This window comes from Arthrobacter sp. (assembly GCF_048266065.1).
Taxonomy (GTDB): domain Bacteria; phylum Actinomycetota; class Actinomycetes; order Actinomycetales; family Micrococcaceae; genus Arthrobacter_H.
The window spans coordinates 14,972-36,492 of sequence record NZ_JBLXAH010000005.1 but is presented as its reverse complement, the minus strand read 5'-3'; the positions used below and the strand labels follow the sequence as shown (position 1 = coordinate 36,492).

At 63.8% G+C, this 21,521-nt stretch carries 20 protein-coding genes; 13 read left to right on the top strand and 7 right to left on the bottom strand.

From position 1 onward, the window contains the following. Window positions 1-254 precede the first annotated feature (254 nt). From ACN0TP_RS09420 to ACN0TP_RS09410, 3 genes are read left to right on the top strand one after another with little or no spacing between them, the layout of a single operon-like run. A complete protein-coding gene (locus ACN0TP_RS09420) occupies window positions 255-821 on the top strand; it encodes a hypothetical protein (protein WP_417218597.1) in 567 nt (188 codons plus the stop codon). Continuing rightward, window positions 818-1,366 (top strand): hypothetical protein, encoded by a 549-nt coding sequence (locus tag ACN0TP_RS09415; RefSeq protein ID WP_417218596.1) that lies wholly within the window; start codon window positions 818-820, stop codon window positions 1,364-1,366. Before ACN0TP_RS09420 ends, ACN0TP_RS09415 begins: the two co-directional genes overlap by 4 nt. Further along, the gene (locus ACN0TP_RS09410) at window positions 1,366-1,929 is read left to right on the top strand and encodes a hypothetical protein (RefSeq protein WP_417218595.1); all 564 of its coding nucleotides are present in this window, start codon (window positions 1,366-1,368) and stop codon (window positions 1,927-1,929) included. The genes ACN0TP_RS09415 and ACN0TP_RS09410 overlap by 1 nt, the downstream gene beginning before the upstream one ends. A 70-nt stretch (window positions 1,930-1,999) precedes the next feature. Here ACN0TP_RS09410 and ACN0TP_RS09405 read toward each other — a convergent pair whose 3' ends face one another. Both ACN0TP_RS09405 and ACN0TP_RS09400 read right to left on the bottom strand, forming a co-directional pair. Continuing rightward, window positions 2,000-2,545: a DUF6611 family protein gene (locus tag ACN0TP_RS09405; RefSeq protein WP_417218594.1), complete on the bottom strand. Its 546-nt coding sequence runs from the start codon at window positions 2,543-2,545 to the stop codon at window positions 2,000-2,002. Window positions 2,546-2,952: 407 nt separating this feature from the next. After that, the gene (locus tag ACN0TP_RS09400; protein ID WP_417218593.1) at window positions 2,953-3,936 is read right to left on the bottom strand and encodes a DNA cytosine methyltransferase; all 984 of its coding nucleotides are present in this window, start codon (window positions 3,934-3,936) and stop codon (window positions 2,953-2,955) included. A 242-nt stretch (window positions 3,937-4,178) separates the two neighbouring features. On the opposite strand from ACN0TP_RS09400, the gene ACN0TP_RS09395 reads away from it, so the two are divergent. Then, window positions 4,179-5,027, top strand: coding sequence for a hypothetical protein (locus ACN0TP_RS09395; protein ID WP_417218592.1), 849 nt, complete (start codon window positions 4,179-4,181; stop codon window positions 5,025-5,027). 127 nt (window positions 5,028-5,154) lie between these two features. On the opposite strand, the gene ACN0TP_RS09390 is transcribed toward ACN0TP_RS09395, so the two are convergent. Further along, window positions 5,155-6,033, bottom strand: a complete 879-nt coding sequence (locus tag ACN0TP_RS09390; RefSeq protein ID WP_417218591.1) for a hypothetical protein — start codon at window positions 6,031-6,033, stop codon at window positions 5,155-5,157. 73 nt (window positions 6,034-6,106) lie between these two features. Here ACN0TP_RS09390 and mobF point away from each other — a divergent pair, with 73 nt between their 5' ends. The 4 genes from mobF (at window position 6,107) to ACN0TP_RS09370 (ending at window position 12,309) form a co-directional block, all read left to right on the top strand. Next, entirely contained in the window at window positions 6,107-9,655 is a 3,549-nt protein-coding gene (gene mobF / locus ACN0TP_RS09385; protein ID WP_417218590.1) for a MobF family relaxase, read from the top strand. Window positions 9,656-9,807: 152 nt separating this feature from the next. Further along, entirely contained in the window at window positions 9,808-10,137 is a 330-nt protein-coding gene (locus ACN0TP_RS09380) for a hypothetical protein (RefSeq protein ID WP_417218589.1), read from the top strand. Window positions 10,138-10,470: 333 nt separating this feature from the next. Continuing rightward, the gene (locus ACN0TP_RS09375) at window positions 10,471-11,601 is read left to right on the top strand and encodes a hypothetical protein (protein WP_417218588.1); all 1,131 of its coding nucleotides are present in this window, start codon (window positions 10,471-10,473) and stop codon (window positions 11,599-11,601) included. Window positions 11,602-11,667: 66 nt separating this feature from the next. After that, window positions 11,668-12,309, top strand: a complete 642-nt coding sequence (locus tag ACN0TP_RS09370) for a hypothetical protein (RefSeq protein WP_417218587.1) — start codon at window positions 11,668-11,670, stop codon at window positions 12,307-12,309. Between the two features lie 16 nt (window positions 12,310-12,325). Here the strand turns inward: ACN0TP_RS09370 and ACN0TP_RS09365 are convergent, their stop codons facing one another. From ACN0TP_RS09365 to ACN0TP_RS09355, 3 genes are all read right to left on the bottom strand, one after another. After that, window positions 12,326-12,646: a DoxX family protein gene (locus tag ACN0TP_RS09365; RefSeq protein ID WP_417218846.1), complete on the bottom strand. Its 321-nt coding sequence runs from the start codon at window positions 12,644-12,646 to the stop codon at window positions 12,326-12,328. Between the two features lie 91 nt (window positions 12,647-12,737). Continuing rightward, window positions 12,738-13,202 carry a GNAT family N-acetyltransferase gene (locus ACN0TP_RS09360; protein WP_417218586.1) on the bottom strand — a complete coding sequence of 155 codons (465 nt, stop codon included), beginning with the start codon at window positions 13,200-13,202 and terminating at the stop codon, window positions 12,738-12,740. 106 nt (window positions 13,203-13,308) lie between these two features. After that, complete coding sequence (locus ACN0TP_RS09355; RefSeq protein ID WP_417218585.1) at window positions 13,309-14,493, bottom strand: benzoate/H(+) symporter BenE family transporter; 1,185 nt, start codon at window positions 14,491-14,493, stop codon at window positions 13,309-13,311. A gap of 111 nt (window positions 14,494-14,604) precedes the next feature. Between ACN0TP_RS09355 and ACN0TP_RS09350 the strand changes: the two genes are divergently transcribed. From ACN0TP_RS09350 to ACN0TP_RS09340, 3 genes are all read left to right on the top strand, one after another. After that, window positions 14,605-15,984: a PLP-dependent aminotransferase family protein gene (locus tag ACN0TP_RS09350; RefSeq protein WP_417218584.1), complete on the top strand. Its 1,380-nt coding sequence runs from the start codon at window positions 14,605-14,607 to the stop codon at window positions 15,982-15,984. 369 nt (window positions 15,985-16,353) lie between these two features. Then, window positions 16,354-17,034 (top strand): hypothetical protein, encoded by a 681-nt coding sequence (locus tag ACN0TP_RS09345; protein ID WP_417218583.1) that lies wholly within the window; start codon window positions 16,354-16,356, stop codon window positions 17,032-17,034. Next, entirely contained in the window at window positions 17,031-17,834 is an 804-nt protein-coding gene (locus ACN0TP_RS09340) for a hypothetical protein (RefSeq protein WP_417218582.1), read from the top strand. Before ACN0TP_RS09345 ends, ACN0TP_RS09340 begins: the two co-directional genes overlap by 4 nt. 107 nt (window positions 17,835-17,941) lie before the next feature. Here ACN0TP_RS09340 and ACN0TP_RS09335 read toward each other — a convergent pair whose 3' ends face one another. Next, entirely contained in the window at window positions 17,942-18,952 is a 1,011-nt protein-coding gene (locus tag ACN0TP_RS09335) for a hypothetical protein (RefSeq protein ID WP_417218581.1), read from the bottom strand. 34 nt (window positions 18,953-18,986) lie between these two features. Between ACN0TP_RS09335 and ACN0TP_RS09330 the strand changes: the two genes are divergently transcribed. Next, window positions 18,987-19,685 carry a hypothetical protein gene (locus ACN0TP_RS09330; protein ID WP_417218580.1) on the top strand — a complete coding sequence of 233 codons (699 nt, stop codon included), beginning with the start codon at window positions 18,987-18,989 and terminating at the stop codon, window positions 19,683-19,685. After that, window positions 19,675-21,396 carry a hypothetical protein gene (locus ACN0TP_RS09325; protein ID WP_417218579.1) on the top strand — a complete coding sequence of 574 codons (1,722 nt, stop codon included), beginning with the start codon at window positions 19,675-19,677 and terminating at the stop codon, window positions 21,394-21,396. Before ACN0TP_RS09330 ends, ACN0TP_RS09325 begins: the two co-directional genes overlap by 11 nt. Window positions 21,397-21,521: the final 125 nt, after the last annotated feature.

The following is a 21,521-nucleotide window of genomic DNA, read 5'->3' as shown; positions in this document are numbered from 1 at the left end:
AACCCGAAACAGCGGGTGCAACTCACGATTAAACACCCGCCCACACCCCCGAAACAGGCGTCCTAACAGAACCCATACGAGGATCGGGCGGACTCTGACGGGCCGCTAACACCACAGGCCCGCAGAGCGCGCCGACGGCACGGACGCGAGTGGCCGCGCCCTCTGCGTGGTGCTGTTAGCGGCAGGCCGAGAAGGCGCATGAGTTCCGTGAGGGGCTGTTCCCTGCCCGGTGGTTGCCGCGTAGAAGTGGAGGCATGACCCTCACCGCCATCCTCCCCTCCCTCAGACGCAGCATCCCCGACCCTCTCCAACCCCGACGTTGGCCCGAGCACACCGTCCCCACGGTCTCGGATGTCGTGATCGGCGGAGTGTCCCTGAGGCGACTGGTGGACATCACCGGCACCCCGGCGCTACTCACCGGGGACCTGCCGCACCCGAAACCGGCCCAGGCGCACGCCCAGGGGATCGGCAACGACGTCACCGTCCTGGTCTTCCAGGTCACCCTCGGCGTCGACACCGACACCGATAAACGCGTCGCCCTCACCGACTGCGGATTCGACCGGGTGGCCTCCTACTGGGACGAGTGCCGGCTCATCGGCCGCACGTCGACGGCGAAGAACACCACCATCGAACTCATCCCCGGCGAAACCGGGTCTGCGCCGTGGCCGTACCCGATCGTCACCCTTCCCGCAGACATCCACCAAGGCGACCTTCTCGCCGTCCCCTGCGCCGGCGCGGTCACGCTCAGCGACGTGCGCCCACGCCCACAGGAAGCCTTCGTACGCGCAGAACAGGTCCGGGAACTCGCGGTGACCCGATGAGCATCATGCACACCCTGATCTCGTCCCGGGCGATGGCTCTTGCCGCCCTGTACGAGGACTGCCCACCCTGGCCCGCAGACACCGCCTTCGCCGACCGCGACATCAGCATCGGCGCGCAATCACTCACCGCCCTCGCAGCACAGCGCGGCACCCCCTGTGTCCTGATCGCGCCCAGCAGCGCGTCGGCGCGAGGAGAGGAGTACCGCACCGTCATCGTCACCACCATCCTCGCCCGCACATCGCGCCGCGGGCTGCGGCACCCCTTGGAACTGACGGTCGACTGCGACCTGGCCGCCCTCGACTCCCGCGTCCTCGACGTCCTGCCCCTGCTGTGCCCGAACGCGCGGCACCGCAAGACGACCCTGCTGCGCTCCCCGCACACGCAGACCGCCATCAGGGTGCTGCTTCCGCAGACCTGCGCCCCCGGTGACCTCCTCGCCCTCACCTGCGAAGGCACGATCGCACTCGGGCAGATCACCAGCCACCCCACCCGCATCCACCCGGGCAGTGACGACGAGGAGTGGCAAGGCAGGTGCCTCAAATAATGGACACCATCCGACACACCACCCGCTCGTCCCCGGCAGGCCCGCAGTCTGGGAAGGCTCGTTTGCTCCTCTACGGCGACTCGCTCGACAGCCTCGCCTATCTTGCCATGCCCGTTCCTTACGATCACGACGCACTCGACAACCGGAGGGCGCGAACCATGATCGTGGGAATCCGCGTGCCCGACACGAACCACCCTCGGCAAGCGCTCCGGAGTCAGCTCCGGGCAGCGCATGACATCCTCACGAAGCCGCTGCGCACGCACCCCCTGGTGCGGCACATCTTCTACATCGTCGAAGTCCCGTCTGACTCACCGACCCCTGACCGCGCCGTCAACGCATTGTCCGCAGCGATCTGCGCACACCACGCTGAGATCGAAATGCGCCACGGCCGCGACATCTGCATCACCGGAATCATCACCACCCCCCACACCGACCCCGTGACACTCACCGAACGCGTACACCAAAGGATCACCACCACACCCTTCGAGAGCTACTACGCGACCTCCTGGGACCAAATCGCACACAGATCCATTGCCGCCGCCGCCGCAGAAGCACTTCTCTAGCGTCGCCGAATGCCTACCCGTGGACCCATCGATGGTCACGGGCGCCAGCTCCCAGCGCGAATCCGCGTGCTTACTTATCTCGCGCGGGAGACAGTGCATGCGTCTCCTCGTAGACGGCCATCCACACGCGGTCGTACACGCTTCGCGTGATCCTCCCGTGACGAAGATCCTCTGTGGCGCGCTCCATCAGCAACGACAGCGTCGTGATCATCTCTTCACGATCCTCATCATCACGACGAGGCCAGAACACGAATCGGCTTGACCACGCCATTGCCACCCGTCCACGAAGCGGACGTGCCTTCCACCAAAGGAACACTCCGGCCGACACCCCCACCAGCACGATCCCGACCGCCGACGCCTCAGGAGACGCGCCAACTGCGATAAGCACAAGCCACAGCAGCAGACCCATCCTCAGGGCCGCCGGCACGAAAGCACTCGCCAACCGTGCCCAGAACCGTTCACGCTCCGACGACACCGGCGAATACACGACCAGGCGGGACGTCCCCACACCGTGACGCGCGACAGTGTGACAAACGGATCCCCAGCGCACGGGTCGCGGCAACCGGGAACCGCTGGGCTGTCGCGACCGGCCAGCTGTGGGACTTACACGAGACATGCACTGATGCTCACCCGCTCACGGGACCGCCGCGAGAGCGCCATACGGAGCCCATGCAGCAAACCGGCAGATCACCGCGGTTCGCTAACGCATTCCCAACACTAACGCCCCCGTTTACCGGGCACATCCGACGCCCGAGCACCGCGCCGCAGGGGGCAGCCGGAGCCGCTGATCGTTCCCAATCCCTTGGCTCTCGCGTACGGATCGAGCGCGATATCGGCAGCAGCTTCGCCATGCTCCGCGTCGGTGAGCATGCTGGCAACAAGCAGGTCCTCACAGTGCTGGTGTATCTCAGAAGTTGAGCATCTTCCGGGCCGTTCCCAAAGCCGCGACAGCTTGCCTCGGGAGAACACCGTTCCCGAGCGACGCAAGTTGTTGGTTGGCGGTCAGCCCATGACACGCATCGGTCACCCATCCGGCCGGTAGCCCCATTCGACGAACGGGGGCGCCGGACGCGGACCGGTCTTGTCGCTCAGAAGCGCCGGTGACGGAGCGGAGCGGCCAGTGATTCGCTCCCATCTGGTCACGGCTTCGGCGTATCGTCCCCAGCGTCGAAGAGCTGCCCGATCAACGACCACAGGCTCTCGGGCTCCTGGGTGCGCGGGTATCCGTGTGGTCCGTGGAGGGCGAGGTCGATAATCTGATGGCTCAGAGCGATCGTGCCCCGCCGTGCTTTCACCTGTTGCAGGGTCTCCCCGCCCCGAGACGCGTCCGACGCGAGTGGGGTCCGGAACAGCGCGGTGGGCGAGGATGAAGACCCGGTATCGGGGATGAGGTGCGCCGATAGCGGAAGCGGGTAAACCGATCCATTGCGCGTCATACCGGAGGTCGGCCAGGTCTCCCAAAACTGCTCCCGCTGCCCGAAGAGGTCGAGTTGCGGTTTCTCCCAAATGCCACGAATCGGATTCCACACTGCGAGAGGCTGCGTCGCTGGGGGTTGCGTCTTTGGGGTTGCGCTGCTCATCGTTGTCTCCTTCGGGAATCGCGCGGATCGCGGGTGCAGATAGCAGCCCGCGCACGTTCTCGATCACCACCCGTTCCGGTTGCAGAACGTCGATCGCTGCTGCCATGTGCGCCCAGAGTCCGGATCGAGTGCCGAGTTTCAGGCCGGCCATCTTCCCGACCGTGGATACGTCTTGGCAGGGGAACCCGCCGCAGAGGATGTCCACCGGCGGGACAGTGTTCCAGTTGATGGTGGTGATGTCGCCGAGGTTGGGGGCGTCGGGCCAGTGGTGGAAGAAGACGCGGGCAATGGGTTCGTTTATCTCAGAGAACCAGATCGTTTTCGCCCCGAACACTTCCTCGACGGCGAGATCGAGTCCGCCGTAGCCAGAGAACAGCGACCCGACGCGTAGCGGCGCGGCCGGGTCGCTTGGAACCATATTTGCCATCGGCGAGCCTCCTGGGTCGGTGATCCTCGGAGCCGTGATGCTGCTCCGAGCTGGTCACAAACGAGGTGCACGGTCGGCCCCACCGGCCTACGCCCAGGCCGCTCGCCACGCCCCCGCGTGCCGCGCCCAAAAGTTCGCTCGTCTGACCCCTTCGCGGTTCGCTCAAACGGGTTGTCACGCGTCTTGCAAGCGAGGTTGACCGGTCGCGAAGGGCGACCTGCGAACGGAGATAAAGTGCGGCTATGACGAAGCGGCGCCCCAGACAGCAGCCTCAACCGACCGAAGGCAACGAATGGCTCAGGCGTCTGGACCGCATCTCGGAAGTGGTCGATGCTTGGCGTAGGCGTGCGGAGAACCCAATGTCCTCTGAGACGGGAAGCTCGCTCGGAGCCGATTCAGTCGAGGGATTAAGCGTTGAGAACCCCGTGTGGTATTCGATGTGCATCTCCTCCGAGCACCTGGATTTCGCGATCAACGCCATGCGAGCAACAAGCACGATGTACCCGAGTGCCTACATGACCGTTGCGCGGACCGCTTTCGTCGCGGCCGTGAACGCTGTGTGGGTCCTCGCGCCGCCAACACGGCAAGAACGTCGCGGGAGGGCGCTGAGGCTTCGTGCCGACGACCTCCGTGTTCAGCTCACATCGTTCCGCGACATGCAGATCCCAGAGGGCAAACCCGAGGAGGCTCGCACCGGGCTTCTGGAGCAGCTACGCGAGCGGCAAGCCAACCTACAGAAGGTCGCTACTGCGCTCGGAGTGCAAGAGGACGTCACGAAAATGCGATTCCATCAGACTGGAGCGATCGATTGGGTGGCGCATCACATGCACGGCGTAGATGACGACCTCCTAGTCGGTGCAACGCAGGCGATCTGGCGATCAGGCAGTGCGGCTGCCCACGCGCAGTACCACTTCGGCATCATGCGGCTTGACCGAAACGAGCTCGTACGCGAGGAATCGGGCGGTTCGATCGTGCGCCTCCGCGGTGACCTCGACAACGATGTCGGCCCCGCCATTGCAGCGGCAACCATGACTTTGAGCGAAGCATTCCGGCTATACGATCTCCGGCGCGTAGTACACGCTCGTAGCTGAGCCCGGGAGTGATCGTGTCGACCTGCGAATTGCAGCGGCAACCGGGATCTATGTCGATACAGACAAAGAGCGTGTCTGCAGCCTGAGCAGATCGCTGAGGGGTTGCGCTCGCCGCTCTACTGAGGTGTTAACGACGTCTTCGCAGCCAAGGAGGCGCTCGCCGAGCGCGGATAGCCGAGGATCGTATCCCGTGGTTGCGACTAAGGGCCTTGACGGATTCATCGCTCAGTGTGAGTTCTCTTGGTACAACGCCCTTGATCGCTTTGAGGTGGCTTCCGACGACCTCGATGTCTTTGCCGATTCGCACGAGTGGGTCGACGGGCAACTCGATGCGCTTCTCGACATCGAGGTCAAGAACGAACGTCTCACGGAATGGTTCTGGAGATGCAGTTCCCGTGTACTCGGTTTCGACCTCCCAGCGACGCGGGATCCCAGAACCGTCTTGGAACAGCTCCGGCACGCGTCCGAGGAACCATATGTAGGAGTTGCCCGGGTTGAGCGTCGGGAAGTGCACCTCACCGTTGAAGGTCTCGTTTACCTCGGCGAAGTGCTCGCCCATCATTCCGGGCTTGAAGAACTTCTCTAGCGACGTGAATGGCGGACTCACGTTTAGCCGAACATCGCTTGCAGGACTCACTCCGATATTTCGCACGGCGATGTAGAGCGTGCCCGTCGCCGCTGCACCACGGTCCTTCTGAACGAAGCGACTAGCTTCCAGGGCAACCTGCACCCTGGGCCTGACGGCCTCAATGTTGACTTGGCGGGCCAACTCGTTCGAGGCGATCAATGCCTTGTTCGACTGATCGACTTGTCGAATCTGGTACCACGCGAATCCCAGTGCAACGAGAGCCGATGCCCCAAAAACGGCCTGCCATTCTTCGGCGGTCGGCATATCGGAGAACCGCCACCACGATCCCCAGATGGCGACACTTGCAGAGAACAGCCCGAACGCCGCGACCACGACAGCAGCAACTGTCAGGACGATGCGTGCGGACGGGGTCTTCATAGTCCGACTTTATCGGCGACGTGATGCGGGCCTTGCGATATCTTCGCGGGGTATGCCTCGAACACCTACGAGCATGACGGTTTCGATGCGCGTGATGAGCGCGGGGGACGGTTACAAGTACCTGCTGCGCACCGTCGCCTCCGGCGACGGGGATCGGGCCCTTTCAACACCTCTGACTCGCTACTACGCGGAGAAAGGCAGCCCGCCCGGCCGTTGGCTCGGCTCCGCCGTGCCCGCTCTCGGCGGTGGTGCGATCACGGTGGGTGATCAAGTCACCGAGACTCAACTCCAGCTCCTGGTCGGCATGGGCCGTGATCCTGTGACTGGCGATCCGCTCGGGTCCGCGTATCGGAACTATCCGACAGCTAGCGAGCGCATCCAGCAGCGCGTCGCCAACCTCGACGGAGACCTCGGCGTGACCGAACGAGCAGAAGCGGTCGCTGCAATCGAGACGGAAGAGTTGGCGAAGGGGTCGCGGAAGGCGGTTGCAGGGTTCGACTTCACGTTCTCGATTCCGAAGTCCGCGTCAGTACTGTGGGCGGTGTCGGACGCGGGCACGCAATCCCTGATTGCTGACGCCCATCACGCGGCGGTTGCGGAGATGGTTGCGTTCATGGAACGCGAGGTTGCCGCAACCCGGGTCGGCGCCGTCGGACGCAACGGGGCGGTTGCGCAGGTAGACGTGACCGGGCTGATCGCAACCGCGTTCGACCACTACGACAGCAGAGCCGGTGACCCCCACCTGCATACCCATGTCGTGATCTCGAACAAGGTGCAGACCGCTCACGACGGAAAGTGGCGGTCCCTCGACGGCCGTCCTCTGCACGCGGCAACGGTCGCACTGTCGGAACTGCACGAAGCCGTGTTCGCCGACCACCTCGCCCGCACCTTCGGCGTCGGATGGGAGGCTCGCGAGATGGGGCGTGACCGAAACCCTGCGTGGGCGATCTCGGCGGTGCCAGAGAAACTGGTGGCCGATTTCTCGTCGCGCTCGCGACAGATCGAGCAAGACAAGAACAGACTGATCGCCGAGTACGTCGAACGTCACGGACGGCAGCCGTCGCCGACCACAGTCATCAAGCTACGTGCACAGGCAACGCTCGCAACTCGTCCCGAGAAGCAAGTCCGCTCGCTGGCCGACCTCACCACTGAGTGGCGCGCACGAGCGACCCACCTACTCGGTGAAGACGCGACCACCTGGGCTCGCACCGTCACTGTGAACGGCGCCCCGCTATTGCTGCGTGCTGACGATGTGCCACTGGACGTGATCGCGGAACTCGGGCGAAGCGTCGTTGAGACGGTGGGGGAGAAGCGGTCGACCTGGCGGCGGTGGAACCTCAGCGCCGAAGCCGCCCGCCAGACCATGCCCTACCGTTTCACCACCACGAGGGATCGTGAAGCCATCGTCGGGATGGTCGTGGATGCCGCCGAAGCCGCCTCACTGCGACTGACCCCGCCCGAACTCACGACCAGTCCCGCCGTGTTCCGCCGACCTGATGGCACGAGCGCATTCCGCCCGAAAGCCTCGACGGTCTACACATCAGAAGAACTCCTCGCCGCCGAAGACCGGCTCCTCGAGCGCGCCCGCACTTTCACCGCGCCAACCGTGCCCATCGACGTCATCGGGAAGGTGACCACCCGCCCCGACCATGAAGAACGAATGCTCGGCGAAGACCAGGCCTCAGCACTCGCGGCGGTGGCCGTGTCAGGGCGAGTAGTCGATGTGCTCGTTGGTCCGGCCGGGGCCGGGAAGACGACAGCGATGCGTGCCCTGCGCACGGCGTGGGAGAGGGAGCATGGGCGCGGCAGCGTCGTCGGGCTGGCACCGTCGGCGGTTGCCGCGCAGGTCCTCGCCGATGATCTCGGTATCCGGACGGAGAACACCGCGAAATGGTGGCAAGACCACCACAACACCGGCGCGTCGTTCCGCAGAGGGCAGCTTGTGATCGTGGACGAAGCCTCCCTCGCCGGCACCCTCTCGCTCGATCGACTCACTGCGCACACGGTGGAGGTGGGAGCGAAGGTGCTGTTGGTGGGTGACTGGGCGCAACTGCAATCAGTCACCGCCGGCGGCGCGTTCTCCTTCCTCGTCCATGACCGCAACGACGCCCCTGAACTGCTCGACGTTCACCGCTTCGTCAACGACTGGGAAAAGACCACCTCCCTCGACCTCCGCCACGGCCGCCCAGAAGCCATCGACACCTACACCGCCCACGACCGCATCAACGGCGGGAACACCGAGGCAATGATCGACGCCGCCTACACCGCCTGGCGCGCCGACGCCCTCGCCGGGGCCTCAACCGTATTGATCGCGGACTCGAACGAATCCGTCCACGCCCTGAACCAGCGCGCCCGCGCCGACCTCATCCTCGACGGGACCGTGAACGCCCGCCGCGAAGTCCAACTCCAAGGAGATGCTCGCGCCGGGGTCGGGGACACGATCATCACAAGGAAAAACGACCGACGGCTCCGCACCCCGCGAGGTTGGGTGCGCAACGGGGACCGCTGGACCGTCACTGACATTCGCGACGACGGATCACTCACCGCCCGACGCGCGAACAGCCGCGGCACCGTGATCCTCCCCGCCGACTACATCTCCGACCACGTCGATCTGGGATACGCAGTGACCGCGCATAGGGCGCAAGGCATCACCACCGACACCTCTCATGTGCTCGTTGACCCGTCTACGACGCGGGAGAACCTATATGTCGCGATGACCCGCGGAAGGCACGCGAACCTCGTCTACGTCGCCACCGACCGGCCCGACGACAACCACACCACCCCGCACCCCGCGGATGATCCTGATGCGACCGCGCGGAGCATCCTCTACGGGGTCCTGCAGCACACCGGCGCGGAACTCTCCGCACACGAGACGATCACCGCCGAACAAGAAGCGTGGGGGTCAGTGGGACAGCTCGCGGCCGAGTACGAGACGATCGCGCAAGCCGCCCAACACGACCGCTTCGCCACCCTCATCCGCGAATCCGGCCTCACCCTAGAGGAAGCTGAAGACACGATCCACTCCGATATATTCGGCGCACTCACCGCCGAACTGCGGCGGGCGGAAGCGAACCACCACGACATCGACGCGATCATGCCGCGGCTGGTCGCAGCCCGCGGCTTCGGTGACGCCGACGACATCGCCTCCGTCCTTCACCACCGCCTCGCCCGAGCCACCGAGAGGCCTGCCGGTTCCGGTCGCACCCGCAAGGCACCCCGTCTGATCGCCGGCCTCATCCCCGAAGCAACCGGACCCATGCGCTCCGAGATGCGGAAGGCCCTCACTGAGCGGGGCGAGCTGATCCAGCAACGTGTCGAAGCCGTCCTCGACCAGGCCATCGCCGAACGGCAGGAATGGGCGCTCGCGCTCGGAGACTCACCGGCAGAGACGAGAGCCGCGGCAGCGTGGAAACGGCAGGCACGGACCGTCGCCGCGTATCGCGACCGCTACGGCATCACCACACGCACTCCGCTCGGCCCCGCCCCCGATAGCGATGCGCAGAAGATCGACGCGGCACGGGCGAAAGCAGCACTTGCGAGGCTCCGCGACCTGGCTAGCAGTGACGGTCAGGATGCTCCGTCGCGGGTGATGCGGCGCGAGGGTGCGAGCCGGGGCCGGTGATCGGTTGCCCTTCCGATTGTCGCTGGTGCGTCATATCCTGGTGGTGAGGTGGATTTCTCCTTGATATGACGCTCCTCGGGGCAGGCCGCTAGGCCACTCACACACGCACCGCCTCCGACGATCCGTCGTGCATGTGAGAGGTAACCCCCGTTATGATCCGCCAGCTTTGGACCCTCAGCGTCCACACCCGCGCATTCCTGCGCCGCTACATGCCCACCAACATCCTCCTCGACGCCATCCGCACCCGTCGAGGACTCAAATGGGGAGTCCCCGCGATGCTCCTCGCCGTGCCCTACCTCCTAGCCGCGAGCACCTTCACCACCCTCATCGCAGACGGCGGACCCGGATGGCTCAACCTCCTCGTCCTCCTCTGCCTGTGGAACACGATGAAGCTCGTCATCATGGGACCCATCAGCCTGATCCTGCTCGCCCGTACTCGTGTGCGGGAGGCCGTGGCCGTTCGCGCCGAACGACGAGCATGAACCGAACTGGTCAAGCAAGCGGTCTGACAGACCACTGCGGCACCGCTACGCCGCGTCGTCCGAACCGGCGCCACACACGAACTGCCGGTAAGCCTCTGGCGTTGCCCCTAGGCTCCGTCGGAACTGGCGGGCCGCGAAGTCGGCATCTGGCCATCCCACATCTGCGGCGATCTGATTGATCGGAAGCACGGTCGAGCGCAGTAGCTGTCCCATCGTACGAGGCGTCGGAGAAGGACCGTCGGTGTCAGGCAGATGACTCGCGGGCGCGGGCTCTGGGGCGGAACGCATTGGCCTGTCATCCTTGAGGGAGACCGTTGAGCGGAGGGATGAAACATGACGCAAGCCGAGTTGGCGGCTGAGGTGGCGCGACGCCTCGGAGTCGTCGCGCACCCCGCCGTCGCTCAGATCGCCGAGGCGGTCGCGCTGTTTGCCCCGCTGGGGTGGGCGATGTGCGATCGCTGGCATCAGGCCGGTACAGTCGGGGTCCTACACCTCGCCGCGAAGGGTGCTGGGCCTACGGCCATTGATGAGGCGATCACCGAGGTCTGGAACTCCGACAATCAGGTTCTTCTGCGGCATGCAGCGGCACCGATACGCCGGTGGTCAAACTCTCACTACCCGTTCAAGCAGGTCATCTGGGATCGTGTCGCGCTCATCGAGAAGGCGATTCAGCATCATCTCGCGGGAGCCTACGAGGCGTCGATCCCAATCATCCTCGCGCAGATCGATGGGATGAGCCGCGATCTTACCGGGCAGTCCTTCTTCTCCAAGGCCAACGCGGACCCCTATCTTGATGACGCGACGCTGGCGGGGATTGAAGCGAACCTGCCGGTCGTCCGTCGTGTCTTTTCCGAGAACGTCGATGAGTCCGGCAGCTTCGGCCTCGTCTCGCGCCACGGCGTCCTACACGGCCGAGACCTTGGCTACGCGACACGGGTGAACTCGACCAAGACGATCGTGCTCGTCGCCGCGCTGGCCGAGTATTTCCCGCGTATTGCTGACGACGCCGGCGCTCGACTGCGCAGGCTTCATGAAGAGTCCGTCGCGGGCTCGCGAGAACTTGATGAGTCTGGTCGGCTGGTCGATGATCGACACATCCCTGAGTTGCTCAACTTTGCCTACGACTTCGACACCGAGTACCTCAACGCTGTGTTGCTTCGCCCCGGCCCGTTCGACGTGCATACGACGCTCATAGAGGTTGCCAGAAAACACAACCTCGATCCCGACTCATTCGCCGTAGGCCAAGATCAGGTTGGCTGCTGGTGGCACTACACCGTCCCCGCGGGACAGACACTCGGTTACGCGGCTCGTCCGACAACGAGCACCGAACGACGTCATCCTGACGTATGGCGATGGGACGCGTTCGATGTGCCCCGCGCATCACCGTGGGCGAACGCAGCGGGGTGGCGCTCAGACGATGACTTCCCGCGATCGCCAAACTGGGAACGCGACCCCGTCATCTGACGAGGCGAGGAACAGCAGTGCAGGCACATATCGACAGCGACATTGGCGCGGGGAGCGAGAACGAGAATGAGTGCGAGTTCGGGTGGCAGTGCCGCGGACATTATCGCGGGGTTCGACGCAATACTGCCTGAGCAGGAGCGCGTGCTGGAACAGGCTGCTCAGAACGTCAAGCTTGGCCTCGAACGAGACTCCGAGATTTATCGCGGCTTCACGCAGCTCCAGTTCTTCATCCTCACCGTCGACTTCGACATGCGGGTCATGCTCCGTGCGTTACTCGCGGACCCGCAGAACCGGCTCACCGCCGAGAAGTTCCTTGCCCTGACACTCGAAGAGGCGGAAGAGTCAGCCGGGCGAATGGTCAATGCCGTATCCAAGGCCATGCGGAGTCTCCCCAATGACACCGGCGCCCATCTGTTCGATATTGCGAAGTTCGATGAAGCAGTCGGCGCGTTCAAGCAGGCGATGTCCGAGATGAGGGATGACAAAGAGTTCAACAAGACTCTGCGTCTCATACGGAACACCGTCTCCGGCCACATCGTCGGGGACGACGTTGGCGTTCAGAACAGCGCGATCTGGGTACTTACACGCCAAGGCGTGCCCCGCGACATCGACGGTGTCCTGCGGAGCCAGATCGTCTCCTACGCCATCGCGACTCTGAAAGCGCTCACCGAATTCGCACGCGGACTGCAAGGTACCCTGCGAACTTGACGACGGGCCCATTCGATTACAGGAAAGAGAAGATCAGCACAGCGAAGGAAAGAGTGAGCATGCCCAGGCAGTTCACCCAGAAAGATTGACCGGTGAACCGCGCTCGGATGTGTGCGGCGGCCGCCGCGATGAAGTAGACCACGATCCCGACGTTGGCCGCGAAGGCAATCCCCGGCTCCCAGATGCCGACGGTCAGGCCGACGGTTGCAAGATTCTTGATCACGATCAGTGCCCACCACCAGTCTCGGGGCAAGCCGACCCCGTCGAGACAGTCTTGAATGAACTTCGGTGGCTGAATCGAGGCGACAACGTCGAAGAGGAGCGCGGCGGCGAGAATCGCCGGGAGTCACCAGGGATCGGGGATCAAGATCATGACGGGAGCTCCTCGTCGGTGCTGACTATGGCGATGATTCGGCGAAGTTGACGCATCACTTTCGTGTCGACTCGGCGTGGTAGGTCACCCAGGCGGTTCGGGTGGCGAGGGTGTTGTAGAGGGCCTGGGCCTGGTGGTTGTCCTCCGCTGTCATCCACTGCACCCCGGCGTGCCCCTCTGCGGCGGCCATGTCGGTGAGGCGTCCGATGAGTGCCCGCCCGACGCCGAGGCCGCGAGCGGCGGGAACGGTGAAGAGGTCGTCGAGGAAAATGTGACTCGTGCCGGTGTAGGGCGACGAGAACCGGCGGTGATGTGCGAAGCCGAGGATCTCGCCGTCGGCTTCGGCGACGAGTGCTTTGCATTCGTGGGTCGGATCCATGAGCCAGCCCCACGCGCGGGAGACGACTTCTTCGGATTCTTCGAGCTTGTAGAACTCGCGGTAGGCGCGGAAGAGGACGCGCCACTGATCCTCATCGGCGGGTGTGAGGAAACGAACGGTAGGTGCGATCTTGGTAGTCATTGGGGTGTCCTTCAGTTTTGAGATTTGGAGAGCCGGTGCTTCTGCGTCCTGCGGAAAGGTCCTGTGGTGCGCGCCGACTCTTCGAAGTGGGATGGTGGAGGCTCGCCTATGAGGTCGTGACGGCCTCCTTTCCCGGCGCGTATTCCCGGCGCGGGGCGAGCGCGAGGTAGACGGCGCTGCCCGCGAGCAGACCCCAGAACGCTGCGCCCACGCTGAAGATGACGACCCCCGACATGGTGACCGCGAGTGTCGTGATCGCGGCCATGCCCGTGCGGGTGTCGCCGCTCATCGCACCCGTGAGCGCGGTGAGCGCGGAACCCAGCAGCGCGACGGCGGCAACGACAGCGACGGTTTCGCTGGGGATCGCCTGGAACCCGGCGACCAGCACGCCGCCGAAAGAGCCGACCAGCAGATAGGTGAGGCCACCCGAGAGGCCAGCGATGTAGCGTTTGGTGCGGTCGGGGTGGGATTCGGGGCCGAGCGCGATTGCGGCGGTGATCGCGCCGAGGTTGATGCCGTGGGCGCCAAACGGTGCCAAGGCTGCCGACACTGCGGAGATCGTGCCCACGAGCAGACGGTCATTCGGCTTGTAGCCCTGCGAGTGCAGCAGTGCGAGGCCGGGCGCGTTCTGCGACGCCATCGTGACGATGAACAGCGGCAGTGCGACACTCACCAGCGCGGCGGGCGTGAAGACGGGCATTGTGAAAACCGGGCCACCCAGGGTGAGCGAGGGCGTGACTTCGTGGAACGACCCGGTGGCCCAGGTGGTAACGAGGCCCGCGACGAGCGCCGCCAGTACCGCGAAGCGGTCGAAGAAACGCTTGCCGAGAAAGAACGTGACTACGATGCTGCCCGCGATCAGCGGAGCGCTCGCGAACGCTCCCGCTGCGGTCACGACAAAGGGAAGCAGAATGCCAGCGAGCAACGCCTGCAACACGGGGCCGGGCACCTTGGAGAGCAACCACCCGAACCAGCCTGTGAACCCCACGACCGCCGCAGCAACCGACGCCACGAGGAATGCGCCGACGGCCTCGGCGAACGAGAAGCCGCCGAGGGAGGCGATGAGGAGCGCGGCTCCCGGCGTCGACCAGGCCACGATGACCGGGATGCGGGTGAAGAGGCTGAGCACGATGCTGCATACGCCGTTGCCGATCGACAGCGCCCACACCCAGGAAGCTGTTTGCGCTTCGTCAAGGCCCGCCGCTCGGGTTGCTTCGAGCACGATCAAGAACGGGCCGGCAAAGTTGATGAGCGCCGAGAGGAACCCGGCGACCACGGCGGAGATGGACACATCCCGCAGGACAGCAGCTACCCGGCTCATACCCGTGCAGTCCCCGTGACGACAACCGAGCAAGGCCGTAACGGACTTGTCAATAAGTGAGTAACGTTATCTACTAGCTTCATGTCCAATGATAACAGAGCGTCGGAGATTGCGGCTCGGCTGCATCAGCGGGTGGCAGCGGCGCCCACCGGAGAGAAGCTGCCCGGGGTGCGAGAACTGTCCAAGGAGTTCCAGGCGAGCGCCGCCACAGTCTCCGCTGCCCTCTCCGAGCTCAGCGCCATGGGGCTGGTGCGCGCCGAGCCCGGCAGGGGCACCTTCGTGGCCGAGCGCGGTCGGCTCGCCGAGGCCGACTTCGCGTGGCAGTCTCAGGCGCTCGGCCCCGCCCGAGTTGACGCGGACCGCGCGTCACGACTCGGCGGTTACGGCACGCCCGAGCACATCCCGCTCTCCTGGGGGTACCTCGCCCCCGAACTCCTCCCACACGACGACCTGCACAGGATCGGCTCGCGCGCCGCCAAAAGCAACAGGGCATGGATGATGACCTCGCCCGCAGGATCGCCCGAGCTTCGCCGCGTACTCGCCGCCGAGTATCGAGCTGATCCTGGCGACGTGCTCATCGTCGCTGGCGGTCAGCAGGGTCTCGTGTTCACGATGCGCACCCTCGCCGAGCCGGGCTCTACCGTGATCATGGAGAGTCCGAGCTACCCCGGTGCGATCCTCGCTGCACAAAGCGCTGGGCTCACCATCGCGTCCGTACCTGCCGACAAAGACGGAATCATCGTCGAGCGTCTCGCTGACGAACTCGAACGCACCCGCGCCCGCGTTATCTATCTGCAACCCAGTTACGCGAACCCGACCGGTGCGGTGCTCAGCCTGGAACGCCGCACTCAGGTACTCGAACTCGCAGCCCGACATGGGGCATTCATCATCGAAGACGACTGGGCCAGGAACCTCGGCATCGACGGGCGCACACCGCCAGCGCTCATCACTGAAGACGCCGACGGTCACGTAGTTACCGTCACCACGCTCTCGAAACCTGCCTCTCCAGGACTCAGGCTCGGTGCGGTGATCGCACGCGGCCCCGCCGGTGACCGACTCCAGGCCTCCCGTACCGCCGATGACCTCTGCGTTGCTCCCATGGTTCAAGAGATCGCCCTGAGCCTACTGACCTCGAACATCTGGCCACGACACCTCAAGCGCCTGCGCACCGAACTCGCAGGACGCCGCGACGCCCTGGCTGCTACGCTCCGTCAGGTCCTGCCGAGCGTTCGAATCCAGAGCGTACCAAGCGGAGGTATCCACCTGTGGGTGCGACTACCTCACGGGGCCGATACCAGGCAGATTAGCGCCGACGCCTACGCCGCCGGGGTAATCGTCGGAGACGGGCGACACTTCTTCGTCGACGAGCCCCCAGCCCCGTTCCTCCGTTTCTCCTACGGTGCAGCCACCCCCGCCCAGATCACTGAAGGCATCGCACGACTCGCTCGCATCATCGCCTAACGCGCCGCCGAATCGACACGGCTCAACGGCTCGATTCACCCCCTGTTCTTTTGAACGAACGCAAGCTACGCAGTCGTAGATCCAAGGGTGGTCGTTCGCGTAAACTGGTAGCACACATCGGGGTGTACTTTCGATTCCTTGCTGATAGGAACCGAAGCGCTACAACGGCGCTGCAATGACTCGGGCGGCTGTGGCACGAGTTGAGACGCGCAATGCGCTCGTAAACTGAGAGCGCAGGCCAAGCGCGGGGTGTGACTGGTCTTGATTCTCGTCCAGCCGGTTCGATGTCGATTACGGGCGATCCTGCACACCTGAGAGCGCCTACGCCATCCAAGCGGTAGGCCAGCCTGCGGACGGGAGGAGGCCGCGGTGGCACGAGACATCGGTCCGCAAATGATGTTGGCTGAATGGCTGTTTGTGGAAACAGTTGCTGATCTGCGCGACCGCAGTGATGCCCCAGCTTCTCGGAGCCGGTACGAGCTGCTCGGCATTGCGCCGTTGCTTCGGAAACTCCTTACTGATCGCGGCGAGCCGTTACTTGCCACGGTCAAGTGGGCTCGACAGGAAGTCAAGACCGAGTTCCGAATCAGACCGTGGCAGGCTCCTGTCGGCGCCGACGATTCGCTTGAGTATCTGGTTCGACTGAGCGGGCGCGAGCTCGTCGGCGACGCTGAGACTGAGGCGCTGACGGCGGACCAGTTCCTTGCGGCGAGAGTCGGTCTGCTTGAGGGTCGTGACCTCTCGGCCAAGCAGGTCATCCGCTACTACGCCCACGTTGAAGGCGGAGTCCACTTTGGTGACCCGAAGGAAGACGGCCAAGAAGCGATGAGCAAGATGAGTCCCGTGCTGCTGGGCAACACCACTGGGCAGATCGAGATCCTTGGATATCTTGGCCAGATCGTTGTAGATGCCCTGACGCCACTGTGCGATTCCATTCTCACCTCGCCCACGATCGTTCCCGCGATGCACAGCCTCAACAGTTCCGGGTTCCACGACCATCATTGGACCACTGAGTACTTCGCCAGCCTCCGAGGTAAGGCGCGTGCGTGACGGGGCTTGCTGACAGGGCCGAGCAAATCGCGGCCTACTTGGTCGGCTACGAAACCGGCGCCGTGGTACACCTTCACGACACGGACGGCCGCCAGGCGGCAGTGGACTTCCTCCTTGAATGGCCCGACGGACGGCGGGGTGCTCTTGAGGTCACGCTCGTCACTGAAAAGGCATCTATCGCCTGGCAAGGGATGGCGATGAAAGAGGGCTGGCGTTGGCCGGCGACCAGCTCGTGGGAGTTCCGCGCTGCTGCGACGAGCTTCCCGTACAGGTTCGTACGGCAGGCCGTCCTGCGGGCTGTTGAGCTATGCGATACCTACGGGGTAGACAAACCTTCCGACTTGCCCTCGGTGGTGCTTGATGCAGAAGTTGACTTGGCGCGGTTCCTTGCCGACGATCTCGGTGCGCTTCGACGTACTCGTCTTGATCCGGGTGTGGTCATCTACCAGTCCGTACGCGCAGAGTTCGTCGATAACGCCCCCTCCGACTTCGCTCGGGTCGTCGAGACCTGGCATGGCGAACCGCACATGGCGTCGCATCTCAACAAACTAGGGCGCACAGCAGACGTCTCGGAACGTCACCTGTTCTTGGTCCCCACGGACGACGCGCTGCCCGCCCGGTTCTTCGCCGACGACTTCCAACTGCCGACCTCGACGCCGGCCGGCTTCGAGTCCGTCGATGCGCTCTGGATCTGGTCCAACTATTGGCACCGCTACCTCTCGTTCCGCAACGGCCTGTGGGCATGGATCGACTTCCCACCACGAAATCAGTCAACAGAGGACGCTAGTCGAACCGCGTGATGGAGCGAACTGCTCATGCGAAGCACCTCCTGGACGAACAGCGACGGGACGTCTGCAGCTAATCCTGGTGCGAGGAGCGGCGAACGACAGCCAAGATGATCCCGTCCTCACTCCTCGACGTTCGTCTGTTGCGATCGCGGGTGCGGCGTGGCCGTGAGGTGGTTGACGAGCTCATCGAGACTTGCGGTGACGACATGGCCGAATCGTGCAGGAACCTTCGCATCTGTGAGCATCGCAGCCCATGACTTTTCCGTGACGACTATGTCGCAGTAGGGCACGGCGATCGCGAGGGCGGTGACGTCGTTGAGATCGTTCCCGCTCCACTCCTTCTGCGGGTTCGCCTGCCGTGCTTGTCTGAGGCTCATCTCGACCCAGCGAGATGGCATGGCTTCGACAAGATGCGCCAGTCGATCAACGATCTCGTCGAAATCTACGCCGAGTTGTCCGCTAATCCGCAGCAGGGGGTCGATGATGTCGGCGATCGCTGTTGCCACCATGACATCGTTGAGACGGCCTCTCCCGAGGCTCTTGAGTACATCCGCGACGTTGCGTTGGCCGTCTACGAAGCGGTCGTCGGTGAGGTGCTTCATGTCGTTCAGCACGATGCGTCGGTCATCAGGCATCCCGTCCGGTGTCGCGCCGGCCAGGATCACGCGCTCGTACTCTGGCTCAGCTCGGCGCTGAATCTCCTGCCGCACATCTGCGGGGAGAGGTACCCCGCGATACTCGGTGGGTGCCACGTACCGCAGGCTTGGTGATGCTGCCGCGTGAGCGACCCCAAGACCGAACAGGTCGAGCTCCTCAACAGGGACATCCAGGCCGAAAGAGTCAATCAGCGCCCGCTTGATCTCCCACGGCACGATCACATGAGGTGGAGCGATCCTCAGCATTCCTGCGAGCCGCGTCATCGTGGTTGCCAGGTCCTCGCGTTTCCTACGGTCGCGCTGCTTCCCCGTCTCGTAGTAGTGAGCCATGCTGAGCGGGAAGCGTGCGCGTCCGTCGTCCGCGGCTGCCTTCAGGACGGCCAATGTCTCGACGAAGCGCGCACCTTGCGGATGGCCTGACTCGGCGCGAGCAAGATCGATCCACTTGTTCTGATCCAGGTAGACGGTGAGCATATTTACCAGTTTGCGTGGTCGCTACCCTTGAAGAATGACTAGCGCGTTCTCATGGGTGGACCTTGCAGCGCTTGTCGTGGCCGTGGCCGCGCTCGCGGTGACTGTCGGAATCTATCTACTCGGGCGGCGTCTTTCCTTCCGACAGCAGCGTGAACGCGTCCGTGAGCTTGAGGCTAAAGCTTGGGAGGTCCTTGGGCCGATTCGCACCAAGGGGTTAAACAGCAGGATCATCGTGATGAACGTGGACCGCTACAAGCGCGGTTACGACGGTAGCAACGACATGACTTGGCGAGGTTACGCCTTCACCGGCCCAGAGATCATCGAGATTGGCCACGGCGATGTCGAGGTCATTACCAGGGGAGTGGAGAGTTACCTCGATGAGGATGGCCGTCGAACTCTCGCGCAAACGTCCATGCCGGCGTCGACCGTCATTGAGTGCGGTCACATCCCCTGGACATGGATCGAGGACATCGCTCCGGAGGGTGACGAGTTCGATGGCTCAGCCATCTTCTTCGTCCGCCACCGCGCTCCCGGGCGGCAACCGTACGACTACATCACGTATCGCGAAGGAAAGCCGGTACCGTTCGGGCCGAACAACCGCGACTACTACCGGCCAATTCCTGAGCTCGGTATACGCCGGCCGGAGTTCTTCCGCGACTGGTGGCGCTTCATGAAGTCCCTGCGTCTGGAGAAGAAGCTGAATGCAGAACTAAGGCAGCGCAATGCCAGCTGATGCCCAGCACTCTCCATCGACCTTGCCAGTACTAGATATCCCCTTCGCCTTTTCTCAAGTTCCGCTGTTATCGTCTGGGCAGTTTCGAGATGAGGCTAGAAGCAAGTGGGATCAGCGCATCTCTCTCGATGACCTGGAGCAGCTTCACCGCCTCGGGCTACTGGTCCCGCTCTATCGAGCAGACGATGACCGGGAGGCTGAGCCTCTTCCGGCCCCCCACGAAGGCGACTCCAGCAAGATCGCACGATACGCACGCGAGGGCATGATTCGCGATCCGCAGGGTGAGGACGCAGCGCTCTGGCCGCACTATCGCCCGGATGGCGCGGGCGATAGCTGGTGGGACGGATTCTTCTACAGTCGGTGGCAGCTCCTGGGACTCCGCGATGCTCTCCGAGAGCGCGAGAACCTACGCGTTATCGCCGATGATCCACGCCTTGTTGCCGAGGAGGATGAGCGCTACCGAACGTTTGCCGCTCGACAGCGGCACGAGCACCTGGCCTTGGCTGCGCTGTCAGCGCGGTTCTTCCCCTCCATTGTCGGCCGGGTCACCTACCGAGATGGTGCTGAACGAGAGACGTTGCTCGCGGCCCGCTACGACGTAGACGCCACGACGCGACTCGTTGCGGCCGGTTTTCCTGTGGCGCGTCTTCGCTCCGCAGCGGAGTTCCTGCTCTCCCGCGCCCACACATACGACCCGATGCGCGAGCGGTGGGATCTGGCCAGGCATTCCGATGCGAGCGGGTGGTTCCGGCTCCGCGGCGGCGCGCTCGAAGCGGTCTGGCAACGAATCGCGGCAGAAGTGCTTCTGCGCGCACACGAAGAACTCGCGTCGCTGGGCACCCTTGAGTCACTCCCTGAGACGAACGACCCGCATATGTGGCATCCCCTGCAGGAACGAATCGGATTGCAACCAGATAGCGACGGCATTCACCGAAGCCTCGCGCGGGTGGGCCTGTCACCCGAACCATCCGTCGTGCTCGTGCTCGAAGGACAGACCGAGATGGTTCACCTACCTGCGCTGCTGGATGCTCTGGGGATCAGCAAGCCGCAGCAAGTGCGTGTCATCAACCAACAAACATCGAGCGATAGGCCCCGCCAACTGGCTCGATATGTCGCGCCCCGGTTGGGACGCGTACGTGGTGATCGTCAACTGATTGAAACTGGCCCCACGGCGCTCGTAATCGCAATGGACGCCGAGGGAAAGTACTGGGGTACCCCGGAAGCGCAAGACCGACACCTCGGCGAACTACGTGGGATCGTGCGTCAAGAAGTTGCCGCGCAAGGCGGCACTCTCACCGACGATGAACTTGAGATCCTCGTTCAGCTGCGTACCTGGGGTGATCAGAAGTACGAGCTCGCGAACTTCACCGATGACGAACTCGAGGCAGCGATCGCTCAGGTGCTTCTAGCGAGTCCCGAAGCGACAGGTTGCGAGGCAGACTGGGCACCTCGGCTACGCGCAGACATCGAGTACGCCCGTGAACGCGCACTCGATATCGGAGTGGTCTTCCAACGTATCCAGCAGCAGGTCAGCAAAGTCGAACTCGCTGAGGCGCTCATGCCCGTTCTGCTCGCGAAGCTCGAACACGAGAGCACTCCGGGTCATGTCCATCCGCCGATTCTCGACCTCGCTTATGATCTAGTCGCTCTCGTGAGCCAACTGTCAGGTGGTGGGTACAGCCTTGAAACGCCTGTAACGCGGCCCAGCTAACGATTGATGAGAGACAAGAGCCTCGGCCGGACCTTTGCGGATGTCACGTGCGCGGAGGAAGGGATTCCCAAGCGAACTGCGTGAGAGTTCAGTCTGACGGCGGTTGCTTCATCATCAGAGTGACT

What these genes read in the sequence shown, in the direction of transcription:
- ACN0TP_RS09420 (WP_417218597.1), top strand. Translation starts at nt 255, where the DNA reads ATGACCCTCACCGCCATCCTCCCCTCCCTCAGACGCAGCATCCCCGAC.
- ACN0TP_RS09415 (WP_417218596.1), top strand. Translation starts at nt 818, where the DNA reads ATGAGCATCATGCACACCCTGATCTCGTCCCGGGCGATGGCTCTTGCC.
- ACN0TP_RS09410 (WP_417218595.1), top strand. Translation starts at nt 1,366, where the DNA reads ATGGACACCATCCGACACACCACCCGCTCGTCCCCGGCAGGCCCGCAG.
- ACN0TP_RS09405 (WP_417218594.1), bottom strand. Translation starts at nt 2,545, where the DNA reads ATGTCTCGTGTAAGTCCCACAGCTGGCCGGTCGCGACAGCCCAGCGGT.
- ACN0TP_RS09400 (WP_417218593.1), bottom strand. Translation starts at nt 3,936, where the DNA reads ATGGCAAATATGGTTCCAAGCGACCCGGCCGCGCCGCTACGCGTCGGG.
- ACN0TP_RS09395 (WP_417218592.1), top strand. Translation starts at nt 4,179, where the DNA reads ATGACGAAGCGGCGCCCCAGACAGCAGCCTCAACCGACCGAAGGCAAC.
- ACN0TP_RS09390 (WP_417218591.1), bottom strand. Translation starts at nt 6,033, where the DNA reads ATGAAGACCCCGTCCGCACGCATCGTCCTGACAGTTGCTGCTGTCGTG.
- mobF (WP_417218590.1), top strand. Translation starts at nt 6,107, where the DNA reads ATGACGGTTTCGATGCGCGTGATGAGCGCGGGGGACGGTTACAAGTAC.
- ACN0TP_RS09380 (WP_417218589.1), top strand. Translation starts at nt 9,808, where the DNA reads ATGATCCGCCAGCTTTGGACCCTCAGCGTCCACACCCGCGCATTCCTG.
- ACN0TP_RS09375 (WP_417218588.1), top strand. Translation starts at nt 10,471, where the DNA reads ATGACGCAAGCCGAGTTGGCGGCTGAGGTGGCGCGACGCCTCGGAGTC.
- ACN0TP_RS09370 (WP_417218587.1), top strand. Translation starts at nt 11,668, where the DNA reads ATGAGTGCGAGTTCGGGTGGCAGTGCCGCGGACATTATCGCGGGGTTC.
- ACN0TP_RS09360 (WP_417218586.1), bottom strand. Translation starts at nt 13,202, where the DNA reads ATGACTACCAAGATCGCACCTACCGTTCGTTTCCTCACACCCGCCGAT.
- ACN0TP_RS09350 (WP_417218584.1), top strand. Translation starts at nt 14,605, where the DNA reads ATGTCCAATGATAACAGAGCGTCGGAGATTGCGGCTCGGCTGCATCAG.
- ACN0TP_RS09335 (WP_417218581.1), bottom strand. Translation starts at nt 18,952, where the DNA reads ATGCTCACCGTCTACCTGGATCAGAACAAGTGGATCGATCTTGCTCGC.
- ACN0TP_RS09330 (WP_417218580.1), top strand. Translation starts at nt 18,987, where the DNA reads ATGACTAGCGCGTTCTCATGGGTGGACCTTGCAGCGCTTGTCGTGGCC.
- ACN0TP_RS09325 (WP_417218579.1), top strand. Translation starts at nt 19,675, where the DNA reads ATGCCAGCTGATGCCCAGCACTCTCCATCGACCTTGCCAGTACTAGAT.